The organism is Streptomyces sp. NPDC002577, assembly GCF_053594815.1.
The window spans coordinates 113,133-130,457 of record NZ_JBSFWK010000017.1; the positions used below are offsets into that span (position 1 = coordinate 113,133).

Genomic DNA, 17,325 nt, shown 5'->3' on the forward strand with positions numbered 1-17,325 from the left:
CCCGCCGACCGGCGGGGACGTGCGCTGCATCCGGTTCAGGGCCTCGGGTCTTCGGCCCTCGCCAGCCGGTTGAGGATCCCGGCCACCAGGGCCGTCTGGTGAGACACCGTGTCGGGGTAGATGAACTCGTGCCTCGCGTGGGCTCCGCCGCCGACCGCTCCCAGACCGCAGAGCACGGGAAGGCCGAGCCCTGCGACGAAGTTGGCATCGCTGGCGCCACCGACGGTGACATCGGCGAGGTGACTGCCGAGCTCCTCCGACACCGCTCGCGCCGTCTTCAGCAGTGGCTCCGATACCGCGTTCAGCATCATCGGCGGCCGGTTCCAGCCGTGTTGGACGTCGATGCGGATGCGCTGGTCGCTCACCTCGATCCCGTCGAAGGCCACGTCCACCCGGTCCTGTTCCTCCTGGGTGAGGACACGGATGTCGATGTTCGCGGTCGCCTGTCCGGCCACCACGTTCGTGCCGGTCCCGCCGCTGATCCGCCCCACGTTGACGGTGGTTCCCTCGGTGGGTGCGGCGACGGCTGCGGCAGCCGTGACGAACTCGGCGAGCGCGTGGATCGCGCTCGCCCCGGCCTCGGGGTTCAGCCCCGCGTGTGCCTCCACGCCGGTGGCCGTCACGGTGAAGATGCCCCCGCCCTTACGGCCGGACTTCACCGCACCGTCCACACTCGCCTCGAGCACCAGCGTGGCGTCCACGGACGCTGCGACGCGCTCGATCACCGGTCGCGAGGAAAGGGAGCCGATCTCCTCGTCGCCGTTGATGACGAAGGTGACCGTGGGTACGGCCCCACCGCTCTCGCGCAGCAGCTTGAGGGCCCAGATGCCCTGGGCGAGACCGGTCTTCATGTCGAAGATGCCCGGTCCGGTCAGCCGCTGCCTGCCGTGCTCGTCGCGCTGGGAGGCGACCGGCCAGTCGGCGAGTGTGCCCCGCGGCCACACGGTGTCGTAGTGGCCGACGACGGCGACATGCCCCGGCCCGGTCCCCTCATAGGTGACGACGGTGGTGTCGCCCCGCTCGCCGCCCGGGATCCGTTCCGCCCGGGTCGGGGCGCCGAGCCGGCGGGCGAGCAGGTCGTTCACCAGCGCCAGGCCTTCCGCGAGGCCGGGAAGGTCGTAGCTGTGGGTCTCGCAGGCGACGAGGTCGGCGATGTCGGCGAGCATGTCCGCGGTCGCGGCGTCCGCGCGGCGTGCGAGTTCGGAGATCATGGTGCAATCGCTCCGTTGAGGTTCGGGAGGTTCAGATTTCTCAGGCGCCGGGGCCGAAGGGGATACCGAGCAGATACCAGGCCAGCACGAAGGCGACCCACACGACCCAGACGACCGCCGCCAGGGGGATCGTGAAGGAGGCCAGCGTGCCGATCCCCGCCGACTTGCGGTAGCGCTGGATGAAGCCGAGCGCCATCGCGAAGTACGGGCTCATCGGAGTGACGCAGTTGCTGACCGAGTCGGCCACCCGGTACACGGCCTGGGTGACCTCGGGCCTGATGCCGATGAGCATCAGCATCGGGATGAACACCGGTGCGGCCAGGGCCCACAGTGCGGATCCACTGGTGATGGCCAGGTTCATGAAGGTGACCAGGACGACGATGCCCAGCAGGACCACACCTCCGTGCACGCCCAGGTCCTTCAGCACCTCCGCACCCTTGATGGCGAGTACCTCACCGATGTGGCTCCACTTGAAGTAGGCGAGGAACTGGGAGATGGCGAAGAACAGCACCAGGATCGGCGCCATGGACCGGACACCCTCGACCATGGCCGCGACCACGTCCCGGGCCGCGGCGATGCTGCCGGTCATCCGGCCGTACACGGTGCCCAGGACCGCGAAGAAGACACCCAGGAGGAGAGCCATTCCCGAGAACATCGGGGACTGGACCACACTGCCGTCCTCACCGCGCAGCGGGGACCCCGAAGGCAGCATGACGAGGACCAGTACCGCGACGAAGGCGAGCGCGACCAGCCCGGTGACCCGCAGGGCCCGGCGCTCGGCGGCGGAGACCTCGACCTCGGTCAGCTCCGCGGCCTCCAGCTCGGAGGACGGTTCGTCCGTCTCCAGATCGGGCCTGCGGGCCAGGACCTTCTCGGTGACGATCGTGATGACGAGCGCGACGAGCACCGAGGACGCGAGGCTGAAGTAGTAGTTCGCCACCGGGGTGACGACGAAGTCCGGGTCGATGGTCTGCGCGGCCGCAGTGGAGATCGACGACAGCAGCACATCGGTGGTGGTCAGCGAGGGCGAGGCGTCATAGCCCGCCGAGATGGAGACGAAAGCGACGATGCAGCCGAGCACCGGGCTGCGGCCGGCGGCCCGGAAGACCAGCGCGCCCAGCGGGATCAGCGTCACGTAGGCGGCGTCGCCGGCCACATGGCCGACCATCGCGGTCATCGACAGGGCGAAGGTCAGGTACTTGGCGGGCACCCGTGCGACGAGGCGACGCATCAGGGTGCCGATCAGCCCGCTGCGCTCGGCCACCGCTATGCCGAGCATCACGGTGATGATGGTGGCGAGCGGGGGGAAGCTCGCGAAGTTGTCCACCGCCCCCTCGACCATCATCGCGATTCCGTCCCGGCTGAGCAGGCTGGTCACGGTGACGGTCTCGTCGGTGCCCGGCTGGACGGCGCTGACGTCCGCCGCGGCGAGGACCGCGCTGAGCCCGGTGACCAGCAGCGCCAGCAGCCAGAACAACCAGAAGGGATGGGGAAGCCTGTTGCCCACCCGTTCGATCAGGGCGAAGCCGCGGAAGGCTCTCCGCAGTACCGCCGACTGCGGAGTCACCTGTCTGGTGGTCAGCTCAGAGGCCATGGCAAAAGCGAACCTTTCGGCAAGAAGGTCGATGGTGGGCGACGCATGTCGAGTCCCGCCGGTTACTGGACCGCCGTTTTCGGACTCGACCCGCCGTGCTGGATCATGGTGTGCATCGACCGTGGACACGCCCGAGATTCGTCGGAAATCGCCGATAGGAAGTTTTGCATGCACGATTTCGCCGCCTCCCTCCGGGACGACCGTCTCGAGGAGACCGATCTCGCACTGGCCAACTGCCTCCAGATAGCGCCGCGAGCCCCCTGGGCCACACTCGGCGACGTCCTGGGCCTCAGTGCGGCCACGGTGGCCCGGCGCTGGCGGCGACTGGCCGCCACCGGGCAGGCATGGGTCACCGCGACCGGCAGTCCCAGCCTGTGGCGATCGCTGTGCAACGCCTTCCTCGACATCCAGTGCCATCCGGCGCAGCGCGGCCGGGTGGCACTTGCCCTGGCCCGTGATCCGAGAACCAAGTCGGTGATGGAGGTGGCCAGCGGACGGGATCTGCACGTGAACGTCATGACACGCGATCTGCCCGCACTGTCGCGCTTCGTCCTGGACCAGGTCAGCCGTCTCCCCGGCGTGGTGAAGGTCGATGTGCAGATCGCCACGCGCATCTACATGTCCGGAAGCGCGTGGCGGCTGGACGCCCTCTCCCGCTCCCAGCGCGAGCGACTGCAGCCCCCGGCGCCGACGACCACGGAGATACGGACCGGACTGCTGTCACCCGCCGACCGCGCGCTCCTGCTCGCGCTCGCTCCGGACGGCAGGCTGTCGGTCACGGACCTCGCCGAACGCATCGACGCCAGCCACACGGCGACCCGACGCCGGCTGTCCCGGCTGGAGCACTCGGGCACGATCTCCTTCCGCTGCGAGATCTCCCAGCAGCTGACGGGCTGGCCGGTGACCACGCTGCTGTGGGGCCGGGTGCCGCCGGGCGACCGGAAGCGCGTCAGCGACCGGCTGGCCCGCATGCCCGAGGTCCGCCTGCTGGTCGCCACCAGCGGAGGCACCAATTTCCGGGTGTCCACCTGGCTGCACTCCACCGACAGCGCCCACGAGCTGGAGGAACGGATCAACGCCGCGCTGCCCGAGTTCCAGATCGTCGAGCACGCCGTCGTACTGCGCACGGTCAAACGGCTGGGCTGGATTCTGGACGGCCTCGGACGACGCAGGGAGTGCGCGCCGATCGACCCGTGGTGCCCGGACGACACCCGCATCCCGTCGGCGGATCCGGGCGAGTACGAGGAGTGAGAGAGCATCGCGACCGGAGGAGGCAAGCCGCCCCGTCAGGCCGGTACGTACAGGGCGCTCAGACCTTGACCTGCACCTGGTAATCCCGAAGCCAGGAGTCGAGCCCCAGTACGAGCTCGGCACTGCTGCGCAGCGCCTGCGGATCCCTCTGCGCGCTGACCGCGCGTCGCGCTGCGTCTGCATCGAGCAGAGAGTACACAGGGGCCGCGGGGTCGCTCAGCAGCTGCGCCAGTTCGGCCTGCAGTGCCTCGGCGTACCGCGGGTCCTGCGTGCTCGGGTACGGACTCTTCACGCGCTCGGCGACGGAGTCCGGCAGTACGTCTCGGGTGGCCGCCCGCAGCAGACTCTTCTCCCGGCCATCGAAGGTCTTCATCGACCAAGGGGTGTTGAAGACGTAACTCACCAGCCGGTGGTCGCAGAACGGAACGCGCACCTCCAGGCCGTTGGCCATGCTCGTCCGGTCCTTTCGGTCGAGCAGGAACTGCACGAGGCGTGTCAGGTGCAGGTAGCAGATCTCCCGCATTCTTCGCTCGTTGCCCTTCTGCCCGTCCAGATACGGCACCTCGGCCAGCGCCTCCTGGTAGCGGTCCTTGCGGTAGGAGTCGAGGTCGAGCCGGTCCAGGAGTGCCGGGTCGAGCAGCGACTCACGGGACACGCTGCCGCCGGAGAACTGCTGCGCCGCGGTGAACCAGGGGAACGCATCGGCACTGACCGCCTCGGGGTCGTGGAACCACTGGTAGCCACCGAACACCTCGTCGGCGGACTCCCCCGACAGTGCCACGGTCGATTCTTCGCGTACCGCCCGGAACAGCAGGTACAGCGAGGTGTCCGCCTCGCCGAGCCCCGGCAGGTCCCGGGCGTGCAGTACGGCATCACGATCACGGCGATCCATCAGGTCGGCGCTGTCCAGGACGATATCGCTGTGATCAGCGGCGACGTGCTCGGCCAGCTCGTGCGCATACGGCGTATCGGGGGTGCCGCGCAGCGCGTCCGGGATGAAGCGCTCGGTTTGTCCGACGAAGTCGACAGCGAAGGAGCGGACCGGTCCTCCGCCCTGCTCGGCCAGCCCTTTGGCTGCCAGAGCGGTGATGACGCTGGAGTCCAGACCGCCCGACAGCAAAGTGCACAGCGGGACGTCCGCGATCAGCTGCCGGCCGATGATGTCGTCGAGCAGCGAGCGGATGGTGGCGATGGTGGTCCTCAGGTCGTCGGTGTGCTCCTGCGCCTCCAGTGCCCAGTAGCGCTGCTCGGTGAGGCCGCCGCGATGCACTTTGACCGTATGCCCGGGGCGCACTTCCCGCATCCCCGCATACACGGCGCGCCCGGGGGTCTTGGTGAACGCCAGCAACTCGCGCAGCCCCTCGGCGTCGACGACCGGCTCGACCGAGGGATGGGCCAGGACCGCCTTCGGCTCCGAACCGAAGAGCACGCCCGACGGGGTGGGGAAGTAGTACAGCGGTTTGATGCCCATCCGGTCACGGACCAGCAGCAGTTCCTCGGTGCGGGGCTCCCACAGGGCGAACGCATACATGCCGTTGAGCCGGGCGGTGAAGTCCGCTCCCCAGGCGAGGTAGGCGTGGAGCACCACCTCCGTGTCGCTACTGGTGCGAAAGCGGTGACCCAGCCCTTCGAGCTCCGCGCGCAGCTCGCGGTAGTTGTACACCTCGCCGCTGTAGGTGGTGACCAGCAGCGTGCGATCGCCGTCCTGGACGGACATGGGCTGCTTGCCGCCCTCGATGTCGATGATCGCGAGACGGCGGTGGCCGAGCGCCGCGTGGGTGTCCAGCCAGGTTCCCCCGGCGTCCGGCCCGCGTAGCTGCATCGTCCGGGTCATGGCTGCCAGAACGCTTCCCTGCGTGGTCAGATCCCTGTCGAAAGCGATCCAGCCGGCGATCCCACACACAGCCCGGCTCCTTCCGTGCTCGCGCGCACCTGCCGTCCACCGCATCTGCCGCGTCCACCGCATGCGGCTCGATTTTCACGCTACACAGGGTCCATATACGCCGCCGCCTGGCCGCCCCGCAGACGCGCGGTGATCGTGTCTCGACAGACGGCAGCCAGCCGCAGGCGCCAAGGTGACCGAACCGCCGCAGGCGGCGAGGGTGCTGGCCAGACCGGCGCCCAAAGCCCCGGCGAGCTTGGGGCGCCTGCTGATCTGGCGGCGATGGATCGACATCGTCAACTCCCCCGACTGGGACCAAGCCGGCCCCGGAAAGTCCCACGTGCGCGACGAGCCGCCATGGGGACGGGGTTGCGGGGCACGTGACCGAGCACTGGATGCGAGGGCCGCGCAGCCCTCTGGGAACGTACACAGTCAAAAACTGTCTCGCACTCTTGCCAGTGCATCGAATGTCGGGTTATCTACTCGTTGCTCACGCATGCTGGCCAACACCTTTCCTGTGCACGTTCACGGAATCGCCGGCATCAATCCCGTCGATCCTCCGGGAGCAAGACATGCCCTCCTCCGCCCCGTCGACCGCCTGCCACTCGCATACGGGGGCGATTACCACCTCGAGGGCCGCACAGCTGGACACCCCGCCCTCACCCGGCACGCGCTCGGCGACGGCGCCGCCTGCTACCTGGCCACCCGCCTGACTGGGGCCGACCTGGCAGCCGTCGTGGACCTCGCGCTCGCCGACGCCGGTATCGCCCCCGCCGAACTGCCCCGCGATGTCGAACTCGACGTACGCGAAGGCGAGTCGGGCACCTTCCGCTTCGCCGTCAACCACACCTCCACCGAGGCCAAGGTGCTCCTGCCGGACGCCACCAGGGCCGTCGTCCCGGCCGGTGCGGTCGAGGTCTTCCACGACCCGCGCTGACAAGCACCTCCCCATCGGCGCAGGCGGTCCGAGGGGCGGCGGCTCCAGTTTCGTGCACGCAGCACGGCGGGCGGGCGCCCGCGCGTCCGCAGACGCAGGCTCCCTCCCGCAGCAGTACGCCGTCCCGCGCGGCACCCGTGTCATCCCAGAGCCGATTCCACTGTGAAGGGACCCCTTTACATGCGCAGACGCAGCGTTCTCACCGCCGCCTCAGTCGGTGCCGCGGCACTGGCGGTGCCCGCCCTGGGCGCCGTCCCCGCCGTCGCGAGCACCGCGACCGGCGGCGCCGCGCCCCACCGCCTGCCGATACGCGGCATGGACATCTCCTCGCTGCCCAAGAACGAGGACTTCGGCGCCGTCTACCGCCGGGCCGACGGCCGACGTGACGACCCGATCCGCATCCTCGCCGAGGCCGGCATCACCCACGCCCGTCTGAAGGTCTGGGTCGACCCGGCCGACGGCTACAACGACAAGAGGCACATCCTGTCGCTGGCCCGGCGCCTGAAGCGGGCGGGCATCGGCATCTGGGTCGACTTCCACTACTCCGACACGTGGGCCGACCCGGCCCACCAGACCAAGCCGGCCGCCTGGTCCGACCTGGACGTCGCGGGCCTCACCCGGGCCGTCTACGACCACACCGCCGACGTCCTCGGGGCACTCAGGCACCAGGGCACGCCCGCCGACCTCGTACAGATCGGCAACGAACTCAACGGCGGCATGCTCTGGCCGACCGGCAACTGGGAGCACTGGGACAACCTGGCCGCCTTCCTCAAGGCCGGCCTGCGCGCCGCGATCGACACCACCCCGCGCATCCGCACCATCCTCCACCTGGCCAACGGCGGCGACAACGGCCTGTACCGGTGGTGGTTCGACAACGCGATGTCCTACGGCGTCGACTTCGACATCATCGGCCTGTCCTACTACCCCTTCTGGCACGGCCCCCTGGACCAGGCCGCCGCCAACATGGCCGACATCACGGCCCGCTACGGCAAACCCTGCGTGATCGCCGAGACCGCGTACCCGTTCACGCTGAACAGCGAGGACGAGACCAACGACATCATGAACAGCCCCTCGCAGCTCACCGAGGGCTATCCCGCCACTCCCGAGGGGCAGGCCGCATGGCTGCGCACCGTGGCCGACCTGTCGGCCGCCGTCCCCGACGGCCAGGGCCTGGGCTACTGCTACTGGGAAGGCGTATGGACCTACCGCGCCGGCAGTGGCTGGAACCCGCAGGACCCGACGTCGGGCAACGCGTGGGAGAACCTCGCCCTGTTCGACTTCGACGACAAGGCGCTGCCCGGCCTGCGGACCCTCGGCCGCTACCGCTCCTGACCCGCCCTGTCGGCGGCCGGCCCACCGGCCGCCGACAGGCCCTCCGTCCACGCTCAGTCAGGTCTCGGTGCGCAGCCGGACCTCGGTATGGCCCAACCCCGACAGTTCGGCCCGGTAGCGGCCGGGGACGTCGAACGCGACGGGCGGCGTGAGCGCACCGGAGAGCACGACATCTCCGGCCGCCAGCGGCCGTCCGAAGCGGGCGCACTCCCGGGCCAGCAAGGTCACGGCCCGTACCGGGGAGCCCAGCGCGGTGGCACCGGTGCCGGAGGCCAACGGAGTGCCGTCGCGGTCCAGGGACAGCGAAACCTCGGTCAGTTCCCGGCCGGTGAGCCCGTACGGAGTGGTGCCGAGGACCACGGCCGCCGCGCCGGCGCTCGGTCGTCTTCGACGACCGGGCCCTGCGGCTGCTGGTGGACACCGTGGGCGCGGAACGGGTGGTGGTGGTGGGCAGCGACTATCCCTATCCGCTGGGCGAGCGCCCCGCGGGCGAGGTGGTCCGCAAGAGCCCGCACCTTGACGACGACGTCCGGCACCTGATCGCCCGCGGAAACGCCGAACGCTACCTGGGGCTCCAGTAACGCGACTACGTCTGTGATGCCGAGGCCGCAGTCCTTATGGCTGCGGCCTCGGCATTTGTCCTGCGCGAACGCACTGCGTTCTATCGTCAGAGCCATTGAGTGTCCGCGCCGGTGCCAAGGTGGTCGAGTCACGGCGAAGGGAGCGCATCGGTCGCCTGGCCGCCCTGGCCGACCAGCTCGACCCGCACCACCGGCAGCCACTCTCCGCCACGCTGCCCGCACCCCTTGAAATGCCCGGCTCGCCGTCCAACCACCGACGACACCGCTTCCCCTCTACCCAGAAGGAACCACGCCATGACCACCCCGCGCGCCTTCCCCCTGGAGCCCACCCCGATCCATGTGTCCGACGAGGTCCTCGATGACCTGCGCGCCCGTCTCACATCGACCCGTCCGCCGTTGGACGAGGGGAATGGGGACTGGTCCTACGGCGTCCCGGACAGCTATCTCCGTGAGCTGGTCGCCTACTGGCGGGACGGCTACGACTGGCGCAAGGCCGAGGCCGCCATCAACGTCTACGAGCACTACCAGGTGAGCGTCGCCGGTGTCCCGGTGCACTTCATGCACAAGCCCGGCCGCGGCCCTCGCCCGATCCCGTTGATCCTCACCCACGGCTGGCCGTGGACGTTCTGGCACTGGTCGAAGGTGATCGACCCGCTCGCCGACCCGGCCGCGTTCGGCGGTGACCCCGCCGACGCCTTCGACGTCATCGTGCCGTCCCTGCCCGGCTTCGGTTTCCCCGGCCCGCTCACCGGCTTTCCGGACGTCAACTTCTGGAAGGTCTCCGACCTCTGGCACACCCTGATGACCGAGACCCTGGGACACGAGAAGTACGCCGCCGGGGGCTGCGACATCGGCGGGATCGTCTCCAGCCACCTCGGCCACAAGTACGCCGACGAGCTGTACGGCATCCACATCGGCTCCGGGCTGCCGCTCGACTTCTTCACCGGCCCCCGCGCCTGGGACTTCGCCCGGAATCGGCCCCTCACCGACGACCAGCCCGCCGACGTCCGCGCCCGGATCATCGAGCTGGACCATCGCTCGGCGTCCCACCTGACCGTGCACATGCTCGACGGCGCCACCCTGGCCCACGGGCTGAGCGACTCACCCGCCGGACTGCTCGCCTGGCTGCTGGAGCGCTGGAACGCCTGGAGCGACAACGGCGGCGACGTCGAATCCGTCTTCACCAAAAACGACCTGCTCACCCACGCCACCATCTACTGGGTGAACAACTCCATCGCCACGTCGATGCGTTACTACGCCAACGCCAACCGTTACCCCTGGCCCCCCGCCCACGACCGCACCCCGGTCGTGCAGGCCCCGGTCGGCCTCACCTTCGTCACGTACGAAAACCCGCCCGGCATCCACACCGCCACCGAGCGCGTCCAGGCGTTCAAGACCGGCCCGCAGGCCGATTGGTTCAACCACGTCAACGTCAACGCCCACGACCACGGTGGCCACTTCATCCCCTGGGAGAACCCCGACGCCTGGGTGAACGACCTGCGCCGCACCTTCCACGGCCGCAGGCCCTGAACGTCCCTGCGGGCTCGTCCGGCAACGGGCCGCTGTGCCGGCGCAGCGCCGTCCGCGGTCCCGCCCGCTGATCGTTCAGGTGTGCCGCAGCGTCGCAGTGGCGATCTCCAGGAAGTCGCGCAGCAGCTTCTCCCGCCGGTCCGCGAGGACGACCAGGCACGTCTCGATCCCGGGGGCGTCCGTGACGGGAAGGTGGGCGAGGTCGGGGCGGGAGTAGGAGCGCGCGACGCTCAGCGGGACCAGCGCGATGCCGTGCCCGGAGGCGATGAGCTCGAACTTCTCTTCAAGTGAAGACGTCCGCCGCGTCGGTGCGTCGAACATCCGCTCGCCGCCGAGGTCCGCGGAAGTGAGTTCGTCACGGCACGCCAGCGGGTGCGCCGCGGGCATGCAAGCGACCCTGGGCTCATGGCCGATGGGGATGGTATGCAACCCCGAGTCGTCGAACGGCCGCCTCAGGCCGCGGCCGCCGCCGGAGTGAGGAGGTCCTCAAGCCGGCGGTCCGGGCGTGAACGCCAAGACCGCTCTCATCGTCGGGGCATCCCGCACCCTCGGGCTCGGCCTCGCCACCGAGTACGCGCACCGCGGCTGGGACGTCATCGGGACCGTCCGGGGCAATCGCCGCAGCTGTCTCCACGACCTGGCCGAGGCGTCCGGGGGCCGGGTCACGGTCGAGACGCTGGACACGACGAAGCCGGATCAGCTCACCGCGGTGCGCGAGCGCCTGGCGGAGCGCACCCTCGACCTGCTGTTCGTCAACGCCTCCGGCACGAGGGGCGACATTCCGATCGGCGACGTCCCGGAGGAGATGTTCGTCGAGGTCATGGTCACGAACGCGCTCAGCCCGATGCGCGTGGTCGAGTCCTTCCGCTCGCTGGTCGCGCCAACCGGAACCATCGGCGTCATGTCCTCGCGCCGGGGCAGCGTCAGCTTGAACACCAACGGCGGTCAGGACGCCTACCGCGCCAGCAAGTCCGCCAACTCATCGGCGTCCACCACAGGGCGGCGGCCGTCGATGCGGCCGCGGGCCCGGCCGTAATTCGCTTGCCCTGGCGCCGGGTCAACGCTGCACTGTGGCCAGACACCACGAGTCGTGGTGCCGGTATCCCGAGGAGGCAGCGGCAGCAATGGAGATCCGTTCCACGACCGACCAGGATCTCGACGTCTTCGTCGACACAGTCCATGCCGCGTTCGGGCGCTTCCCGGAAACCCCGATCGAGGGCGGCGGGCTCTGGTGGTCGGCGCTCGAAATGGACCGCTGCATGCTCGCCCTGACGGCGGACGGGCGGCCCGTCGGCACCGCCGCCACGCACGCCTTCGAGCTCACCCTGCCCGGTGAGACCCTCGTCCCGGCCCCCGGGGTGACCGCCGTCGGCGTCCTGCCCTCGCACCGGCGCCAGGGCGTGCTCAGCGCGATGATGCGGCATCAGCTCACCGAGCTGCGGGCCCGCGGGGAGTGCCTTTCCGTGCTGCTGGCCTCTGAGGCCCCGATCTACGGCAGGTTCGGCTACGGACCGGCGACCTACACGGCGCGGCTGACGGTGCCGCGCCACGAGGCCGCCCTCGCCGTTCCCCGGGCGCGCGGAGTGGCCCAGGCACCAGCGACCGGCTCGGACAACGGCTCGGTCGAGGTGCTGCGTCGGGCCGAGTGCGGCGAGATACTGGAAGAGGTCTACGACCGGTATCGCCGCGCCCAGCCCGGCGCGCTGTCCCGGCCGCACCGCTGGTGGGCCTTGCGCGCGGGGCAACCCCCGATCTCGCCGGCGCCGCGCTACGTCGCCGTCCACCGGGACGCCGACGGCGCCCCGGACGGGTACGCCAGCTACTCGATCGAGTCCGGCACCCTGACGGTCGACGAGACCATCGCCACCGACGACGCCGTCTTCACGGCCCTGGCCCGGTTCGTGCTCAAACACGACCTGGTCTCTCAGGTCGTGTTCCAGCACGTCCCGCCCCAGCACCCGCTGCGCTGGCAGCTCGCGGACTTCCGCGCCGGCGAGGTGAGCGGCGACATGGACTGGCTCTGGGTACGACTGCTGGACGTCCCGCGTGCGCTGACCGCGCGCGGCTGGTTCATGGACGGCGAGCTCGTCCTCGACATCGACGACCCGTTCCTCGGCGAACACGACCGCTATCTGCTGACCATCCGGGACAGCAAGGCCGACTGCGTCCCGACGGACCGGAAGCCCGACCTGTCCCTGGACATCAGCGACCTGGGCTCCGTCTACCTCGGCGGCACTGCCCCGAGCACGCTCGTGCGTGCCGGACACATCCGGGCCCACCGCCCAGGCGCAGCCGCCCTCGCTGACGCACTCTTCCGCGCCGAGCGCTCCCCGCACTGCCTGCACTGGTTCTGACCGCGCTCGCAGACCTTGCACAAGTCTCGTTCGTCGGCTACTCGTTCGGCCTGACGAACGGGTCGGAGACGAAGCAACGGGAGTACGCCGAGGCCCGATGTACGCCTGAAAACTGTTCGCCTGCGACAGTTGGGTCTTGGCAGACTGGGATCATGCTGACGGACGACCAGGTCACCCGTTTTATCGAGGACGGTTTCGTCAAGGTCGAGCAGGCGTTCCCCGAGGAGGCGGCCGCTGAGTGCCGGACGATCCTCTGGAGGGAGACCGGCTGCGCCCCCGACGACCCGGCCACCTGGACCAAACCGGTGATCAGGATCAACGGGCATACGGAAGAGCCGTTCCGGGCCGCCGCCAACAGCCTGCGACTGACTACGGCGTTCGACCAACTGGTTGGGCCGGGCCGGTGGGCGCCGCGCGGCGGGCTTGGAACGTTTCCGATCCGGTTCCCCAGCACCGCGCCACCCGGCGACGATGGATGGCACCTCGACGCGAGCTTCCAAGGCGACGCCGACCCGGGCGACTACTTCAGCTATCGCGTCAACGTGGCATCCAAGGGACGGGCCCTGCTCATGCTCTTCCTCTTCTCCGAGACCGACGAGAACGACGCGCCCACTCGCATCCGGGTCGGCTCGCACCTCGACGTGGCACCCCTGCTGGCGCCCTACGGCGAGGACGGCCTCACGATGGTGGAGATCTCGACGCGGGCCGTACCGGCGACCGAGCACCGCCCGATCGCCTTCGCCACCGGCCGGCCCGGCGATGTCTACCTGTGCCACCCGTTCCTGGTACACGCCGCCCAACCACACCACGGCACCCGGCCGCGGTTCCTCGCCCAGCCGCCCCTGGACCCGGTCGAGCCGTACGACGTAGACCGCGGGATATCGCCCGTTGAGCAGGCGATCCGTCGCGGCCTGCGCCGGTAGTCACAGCTCGAGAGGCTGCCTCCGGCGAGCGCCAACTGAACCTCGTCGCCCACTCCGCTCATTGCTCACGCCGGCAGGGCGCAGCCCCGTGTCTCCTTCAGCGAGCAGACGGCCGCCAGCGTCAGCGCGGCGGTGGCCATCAGGAAGAAGGCCGGCGAGAGCGGGTTCCCCGTCCGGTCGATCAGCCAGAGCGCGATGTACGGGGCCGTGCCGCCCACCGCCATGCCGGCCAGGTTGTAACCCAGTGCGGTGCCGCTGTAACGGACGCGGGCGCTGAACATCTCGGCGAAGGCGGTGAACGCCACGGCAGCCAGCGCGGCTTCCATGACGCCCAGCAGGATCTGCGCCACGTAGGGGAGGATCCCGCCCTCGTCCAGCAGCATGAACAGGGGGTAGGAGAGCGTCAGATAGCCGATCGCACCGGCTGCCAGCACAGGCCTGCGGCCCACGGTGTCCGCCAGCAGCCCGAACAGCGGAATGACCGCGCATGCCACGACGAGCGTCACGACAGTCGACCAGAAGGCGTTGTCGGCCGACAGTCCGATGGTGTTCTGCAGGTGGATGGGGATGTAGACGAACGAGATGTAGTACCCGGAGAACGTCGCCGTGGACAGCCCGACGGCTGTGAGCAGCGGCAGTCGGTAGCGCTGCACGACCTCCCTGAGAGGTGCCTGCGCGACCTCCCCGCGGTCGGCGATCCGGTTGAACTCGCCTGTGTCCGCCAGCTTCGTGCGGATGTAGATCCCGACCAGGCCGAGCGGCAGAGCGAGGAGGAAGGGCACGCGCCAACCCCACGAGTGCATCTGCCCGGTGGTGAGGGTGTGCGTGAGCAGCGCGACCGTCAGCGAGGCGAGCAGGGCGCCCGCATGAGAACCGAGCAGGGCGAAGCTGGTCAGCAGACCTCGGCGGTGGTCGGGCGCGGCCTCGACGAGGTACGAGCCGGCGCCGGCCATCTCACCTCCGGCCGCGATGCCCTGGGCGCACCTGGCCAGGACGAGCATGGCGGTGGCGCCGGTGCCGATGGCCGCGTAGGTGGGCAGCACGCCGATGGCGAAGCTGGCCGCCGCCATCATGATCACCGTGGTGGCGAGCACCTTCTTGCGGCCGATGCGGTCGCCGAAGTGACCGAAGATCATGCCGCCCGCGGGCCGGAGGACGAACGCGGCGGCGAAGGTGGCGAGCGTCGCCAGAAGGGCCGAGGCCGGGTCGTCGCCGGAGAAGAACACCGTGGCGGTGATCGTGGCCAGGTAGCCGTAGGCACTGAAGTCGTAGTACTCGACGAGCGATCCGATCGCGGAGGCGAGCACGATACGGGGGTCGGTGCGGGTCGGGGCGATGTCGGCTTGGGCAGACGTGCTGTCCGGGGTTGGGCCGGCTGTGTCCGCGGTGCTGGGTACATCCATGGAGATCTCCCTGTGGCGATCGTGCGTTTGGTGTACTCGTGCGGCCCGCGCGGAGGCGTGCCTGGAGGTCCCGGCCGGGCGTCACGTGCCCGGCCGGGCTCTTCGGGTGCGGTCAGCGCCTGCCGAGAGTCGCGGCCAGGTGGTTGCCCGTGATCCAGCCGAAGCCGAGGGCTGTCAGCAGGCCGTTGCCGGACATGTAGCCCTCCGATGTGGGGCCTGAGATGCCGGCTGCTGAGCCACCGCCCGCGTACAGGCCGGGGATCGGCTGGCCGGAGTGGTGCTGGACACGGCCGAGAGTGTCGACCAGCAGGCCGCCCTGGGTGGTGAGGACGCCGCGGGTGACCCACCCCGCGTACAGCGGGAAGTGGAGCGGACCGTGGTCGGTGCCGGACGGGTCGTCCACCACCGAGACCGATCGGAAGCCGGCCAGTGTCTCGGCGAGGGCGGACTCGGGGAGGCCGGTGGCGGTGGCCAGGGCGGCCGGGGTTTCGTGGCGGCGGAAGGCACCGGCAGCGGCCGATTCGCGCATCAGCTCTGAGTGCATCGCGGCCTTGTGGGCGCGTTCGTCCCAGATGAGCAGGGCGCGCCCGCCGGGCTGCCCGGCGATGATGCGGCCCAGCTTGGAGTAGCCCTGGGCCTTCTCGTCGGCGAAGCGCCGGCCGTCGGTGCCGACCAGCAGCGCGCCCAGGAACGGCAGCACCGGGTTGAGCCGGGTGCCGTGGCCGGGGACCACCAGGCCGTGGCCGAGAAAGCTGCCCATGTTGCGGGTGGCTGCGCCCAGTTCGAGTCCCCAGCGGATGGCGTCGCCCGTGCTGGTGCTGACGCCGCCGTGGAAGGCGCCGGCCGCGTCCGGGCAGTGCTCCGCCATCATGTCCGGGTTGGCGGCGAAGCCGTCGGCGGCCAGCACCACCGCTCGGGCGGCGGCGCGGCGCGGTTCCCCGCCGTCGAGGACCTTCACCCCCGTCACCGAGCCGTCCTCGGCGATCAGCAACCCGGTACCTGGCGCATTGTCGACGAACACGATGTTGTCGCGGGCCGCCACGGCGCGCCGCAGTGTGGCGATCAGCCGCGCGCCTCCGGAACGGCCCGTGTCCGTGTGCAGCCGGGGCACGCTCTGGCCTGATCGGGCCATGTCCATGCCCAGTTCGACGGGGTGGCCCAGCTCGTCGGCCAGCCACTCCACGTAGTGGGGTGCCACCCCGCACAGGGCGGTGACGATCGGCTCGGCGTCCGGGTCGCTGTTGACGGCGAGGATGTCGCGGGCGTGCCGCTCCGGTGAGTCGTCGATGCCGGCGGCCCGCTGGTAGCGGGTGCCGCCTGCAGCCAGGCTGCCGCTGGAGAACTGCGAGTTGCAGCCCTCCTTGGTGCTCTTCTCGAAGACCGCGACGAGGAGGTCCGGGTTGCGGGCCGCGCGCAGGGCGGCGACCAGGCCGCACGCCCCGCCGCCGACCACCGCGACGTCCACCTCGTAGTCGGCGTCAGAGGTCATGTCCGGCTCCGGATGAGGCTGCTGTTCCGGGTCCGGCCCCTGGCCCGTAGTAGAACTCCCGGGCCGCCTTGATCAGCGCCGCGTCCGGCCGCGAGAAGTACAGGCCGGTCCGGGCCGGATGCAACCCCGTGCGGCGCCACGCCTCAGCACGGACCTCGGCAAGCGCCAGGCCGGTGCCCAGCGAGTCGACGACCGGGATGTCGTCGACCCTCGACACGCCCTGGTCGGCGAGGAACACGTTGAGCGGCCCCTCCCCCGGCACGATCACCTCGGCACCCTGCGCGATCGCTTTCCTGGCCGCCGTCCGGAAAGCCTCCAGCAACGGGCCAGGGTCGGCGTATGCGGCCATCACGTCGGTGAACTCCCGTTCCACCTGGACGATCGGGCCGACCAGCCGCTCGAATCCGTACGCCGCCATGTTCCGCCGCAGCTGCGGCTCGAGCTCCGCGATGAAGTTGACGATCCCGATCCGGCTGCCCAGCGTGGCCGCGTACGCGACCGAGGCGTTGCCGAAGGCGACGACCGGTATGTCCACCAGGGTGCGGATCTCCTCGAAGCCGGTGTCGGGGATGGTGGCGATGAAGAAGGCGTCGTAGTCCTGCTCCTCGGCGGTCAGGGCCGCCCTGACGAACTGCTCCTTGTGCAGGTTGGTGAGGTAGAGGTGTCCGATGTGGGTGCCCGGATAGGCGCTCGGGTAGGTGCCGGGTGCCATGCCGTGCAGCTCCACGGTGGTGCCCGGCCGGGCGACCGCCTTCAGGTGCCGGGCGAGGGCGTCCCGGTAGTGCGGGACGTCGTCCAGGACGGTGAAGCTCTGGTGCCAGATCCGCATGTCCGCTCC

The 17,325-nt window shown here is 70.1% G+C and carries 15 protein-coding genes and 1 pseudogene; 8 read left to right on the forward strand and 8 right to left on the reverse strand.

From position 1 onward, the window contains the following. Window positions 1-35: 35 nt before the first annotated feature. Together ACWD4J_RS22545 and ACWD4J_RS22550 are read right to left on the reverse strand one after the other, a co-directional pair. Window positions 36-1,211 (reverse strand): M20 family metallopeptidase, encoded by a 1,176-nt coding sequence (locus ACWD4J_RS22545; RefSeq protein WP_451397197.1) that lies wholly within the window; start codon window positions 1,209-1,211, stop codon window positions 36-38. A 40-nt stretch (window positions 1,212-1,251) separates the two neighbouring features. After that, on the reverse strand, window positions 1,252-2,805 hold the full coding sequence (locus ACWD4J_RS22550; RefSeq protein WP_451397198.1) for an AbgT family transporter: 1,554 nt from the start codon (window positions 2,803-2,805) through the stop codon (window positions 1,252-1,254). A 168-nt stretch (window positions 2,806-2,973) separates the two neighbouring features. On the opposite strand from ACWD4J_RS22550, the gene ACWD4J_RS22555 reads away from it, so the two are divergent. Further along, window positions 2,974-4,056, forward strand: coding sequence for an Lrp/AsnC family transcriptional regulator (locus tag ACWD4J_RS22555; protein WP_451397199.1), 1,083 nt, complete (start codon window positions 2,974-2,976; stop codon window positions 4,054-4,056). 58 nt (window positions 4,057-4,114) lie between these two features. Here the strand turns inward: ACWD4J_RS22555 and asnB are convergent, their stop codons facing one another. Beyond that, a complete protein-coding gene (gene asnB / locus ACWD4J_RS22560) occupies window positions 4,115-5,959 on the reverse strand; it encodes an asparagine synthase (glutamine-hydrolyzing) (protein ID WP_451397200.1) in 1,845 nt (614 codons plus the stop codon). A gap of 496 nt (window positions 5,960-6,455) precedes the next feature. Between asnB and ACWD4J_RS22565 the strand changes: the two genes are divergently transcribed. Together ACWD4J_RS22565 and ACWD4J_RS22570 are read left to right on the forward strand one after the other, a co-directional pair. Next, window positions 6,456-6,875, forward strand: a complete 420-nt coding sequence (locus ACWD4J_RS22565; RefSeq protein ID WP_451397201.1) for a beta-galactosidase trimerization domain-containing protein — start codon at window positions 6,456-6,458, stop codon at window positions 6,873-6,875. Between the two features lie 180 nt (window positions 6,876-7,055). Beyond that, entirely contained in the window at window positions 7,056-8,207 is a 1,152-nt protein-coding gene (locus ACWD4J_RS22570; protein WP_451397202.1) for a glycoside hydrolase family 53 protein, read from the forward strand. A 57-nt stretch (window positions 8,208-8,264) separates the two neighbouring features. Here ACWD4J_RS22570 and ACWD4J_RS22575 read toward each other — a convergent pair whose 3' ends face one another. Then, window positions 8,265-8,567, reverse strand: a complete 303-nt coding sequence (locus ACWD4J_RS22575) for a hypothetical protein (RefSeq protein ID WP_451397203.1) — start codon at window positions 8,565-8,567, stop codon at window positions 8,265-8,267. A 17-nt stretch (window positions 8,568-8,584) separates the two neighbouring features. On the opposite strand from ACWD4J_RS22575, the pseudogene ACWD4J_RS22580 reads away from it, so the two are divergent. Together ACWD4J_RS22580 and ACWD4J_RS22585 are read left to right on the forward strand one after the other, a co-directional pair. Next, window positions 8,585-8,788 (forward strand): annotated as a pseudogene (locus tag ACWD4J_RS22580) (amidohydrolase family protein); the annotation flags it as partial. 294 nt (window positions 8,789-9,082) lie between these two features. Next, complete coding sequence (locus ACWD4J_RS22585; protein WP_451397204.1) at window positions 9,083-10,318, forward strand: epoxide hydrolase family protein; 1,236 nt, start codon at window positions 9,083-9,085, stop codon at window positions 10,316-10,318. Between the two features lie 75 nt (window positions 10,319-10,393). Here ACWD4J_RS22585 and ACWD4J_RS22590 read toward each other — a convergent pair whose 3' ends face one another. Then, the gene (locus tag ACWD4J_RS22590; protein WP_451397235.1) at window positions 10,394-10,774 is read right to left on the reverse strand and encodes a LysR substrate-binding domain-containing protein; all 381 of its coding nucleotides are present in this window, start codon (window positions 10,772-10,774) and stop codon (window positions 10,394-10,396) included. 49 nt (window positions 10,775-10,823) lie between these two features. Between ACWD4J_RS22590 and ACWD4J_RS22595 the strand changes: the two genes are divergently transcribed. From ACWD4J_RS22595 to ACWD4J_RS22605, 3 genes are all read left to right on the forward strand, one after another. Then, window positions 10,824-11,354, forward strand: a complete 531-nt coding sequence (locus ACWD4J_RS22595) for an SDR family NAD(P)-dependent oxidoreductase (protein ID WP_451397205.1) — start codon at window positions 10,824-10,826, stop codon at window positions 11,352-11,354. 88 nt (window positions 11,355-11,442) lie between these two features. After that, window positions 11,443-12,672: a GNAT family N-acetyltransferase gene (locus ACWD4J_RS22600; RefSeq protein ID WP_451397206.1), complete on the forward strand. Its 1,230-nt coding sequence runs from the start codon at window positions 11,443-11,445 to the stop codon at window positions 12,670-12,672. Between the two features lie 152 nt (window positions 12,673-12,824). Continuing rightward, window positions 12,825-13,595 (forward strand): phytanoyl-CoA dioxygenase family protein, encoded by a 771-nt coding sequence (locus ACWD4J_RS22605; RefSeq protein ID WP_451397207.1) that lies wholly within the window; start codon window positions 12,825-12,827, stop codon window positions 13,593-13,595. 65 nt (window positions 13,596-13,660) lie between these two features. Here the strand turns inward: ACWD4J_RS22605 and ACWD4J_RS22610 are convergent, their stop codons facing one another. The 3 genes from ACWD4J_RS22610 to ACWD4J_RS22620 form a co-directional block, all read right to left on the reverse strand. Then, entirely contained in the window at window positions 13,661-14,998 is a 1,338-nt protein-coding gene (locus ACWD4J_RS22610) for an MFS transporter (protein ID WP_451397208.1), read from the reverse strand. Window positions 14,999-15,110: 112 nt separating this feature from the next. Next, window positions 15,111-16,487, reverse strand: a complete 1,377-nt coding sequence (locus tag ACWD4J_RS22615) for an FAD-dependent oxidoreductase (RefSeq protein ID WP_451397209.1) — start codon at window positions 16,485-16,487, stop codon at window positions 15,111-15,113. Then, window positions 16,477-17,316: an aspartate/glutamate racemase family protein gene (locus ACWD4J_RS22620; RefSeq protein WP_451397210.1), complete on the reverse strand. Its 840-nt coding sequence runs from the start codon at window positions 17,314-17,316 to the stop codon at window positions 16,477-16,479. The genes ACWD4J_RS22615 and ACWD4J_RS22620 overlap by 11 nt, the downstream gene beginning before the upstream one ends. Window positions 17,317-17,325 lie beyond the last annotated feature (9 nt).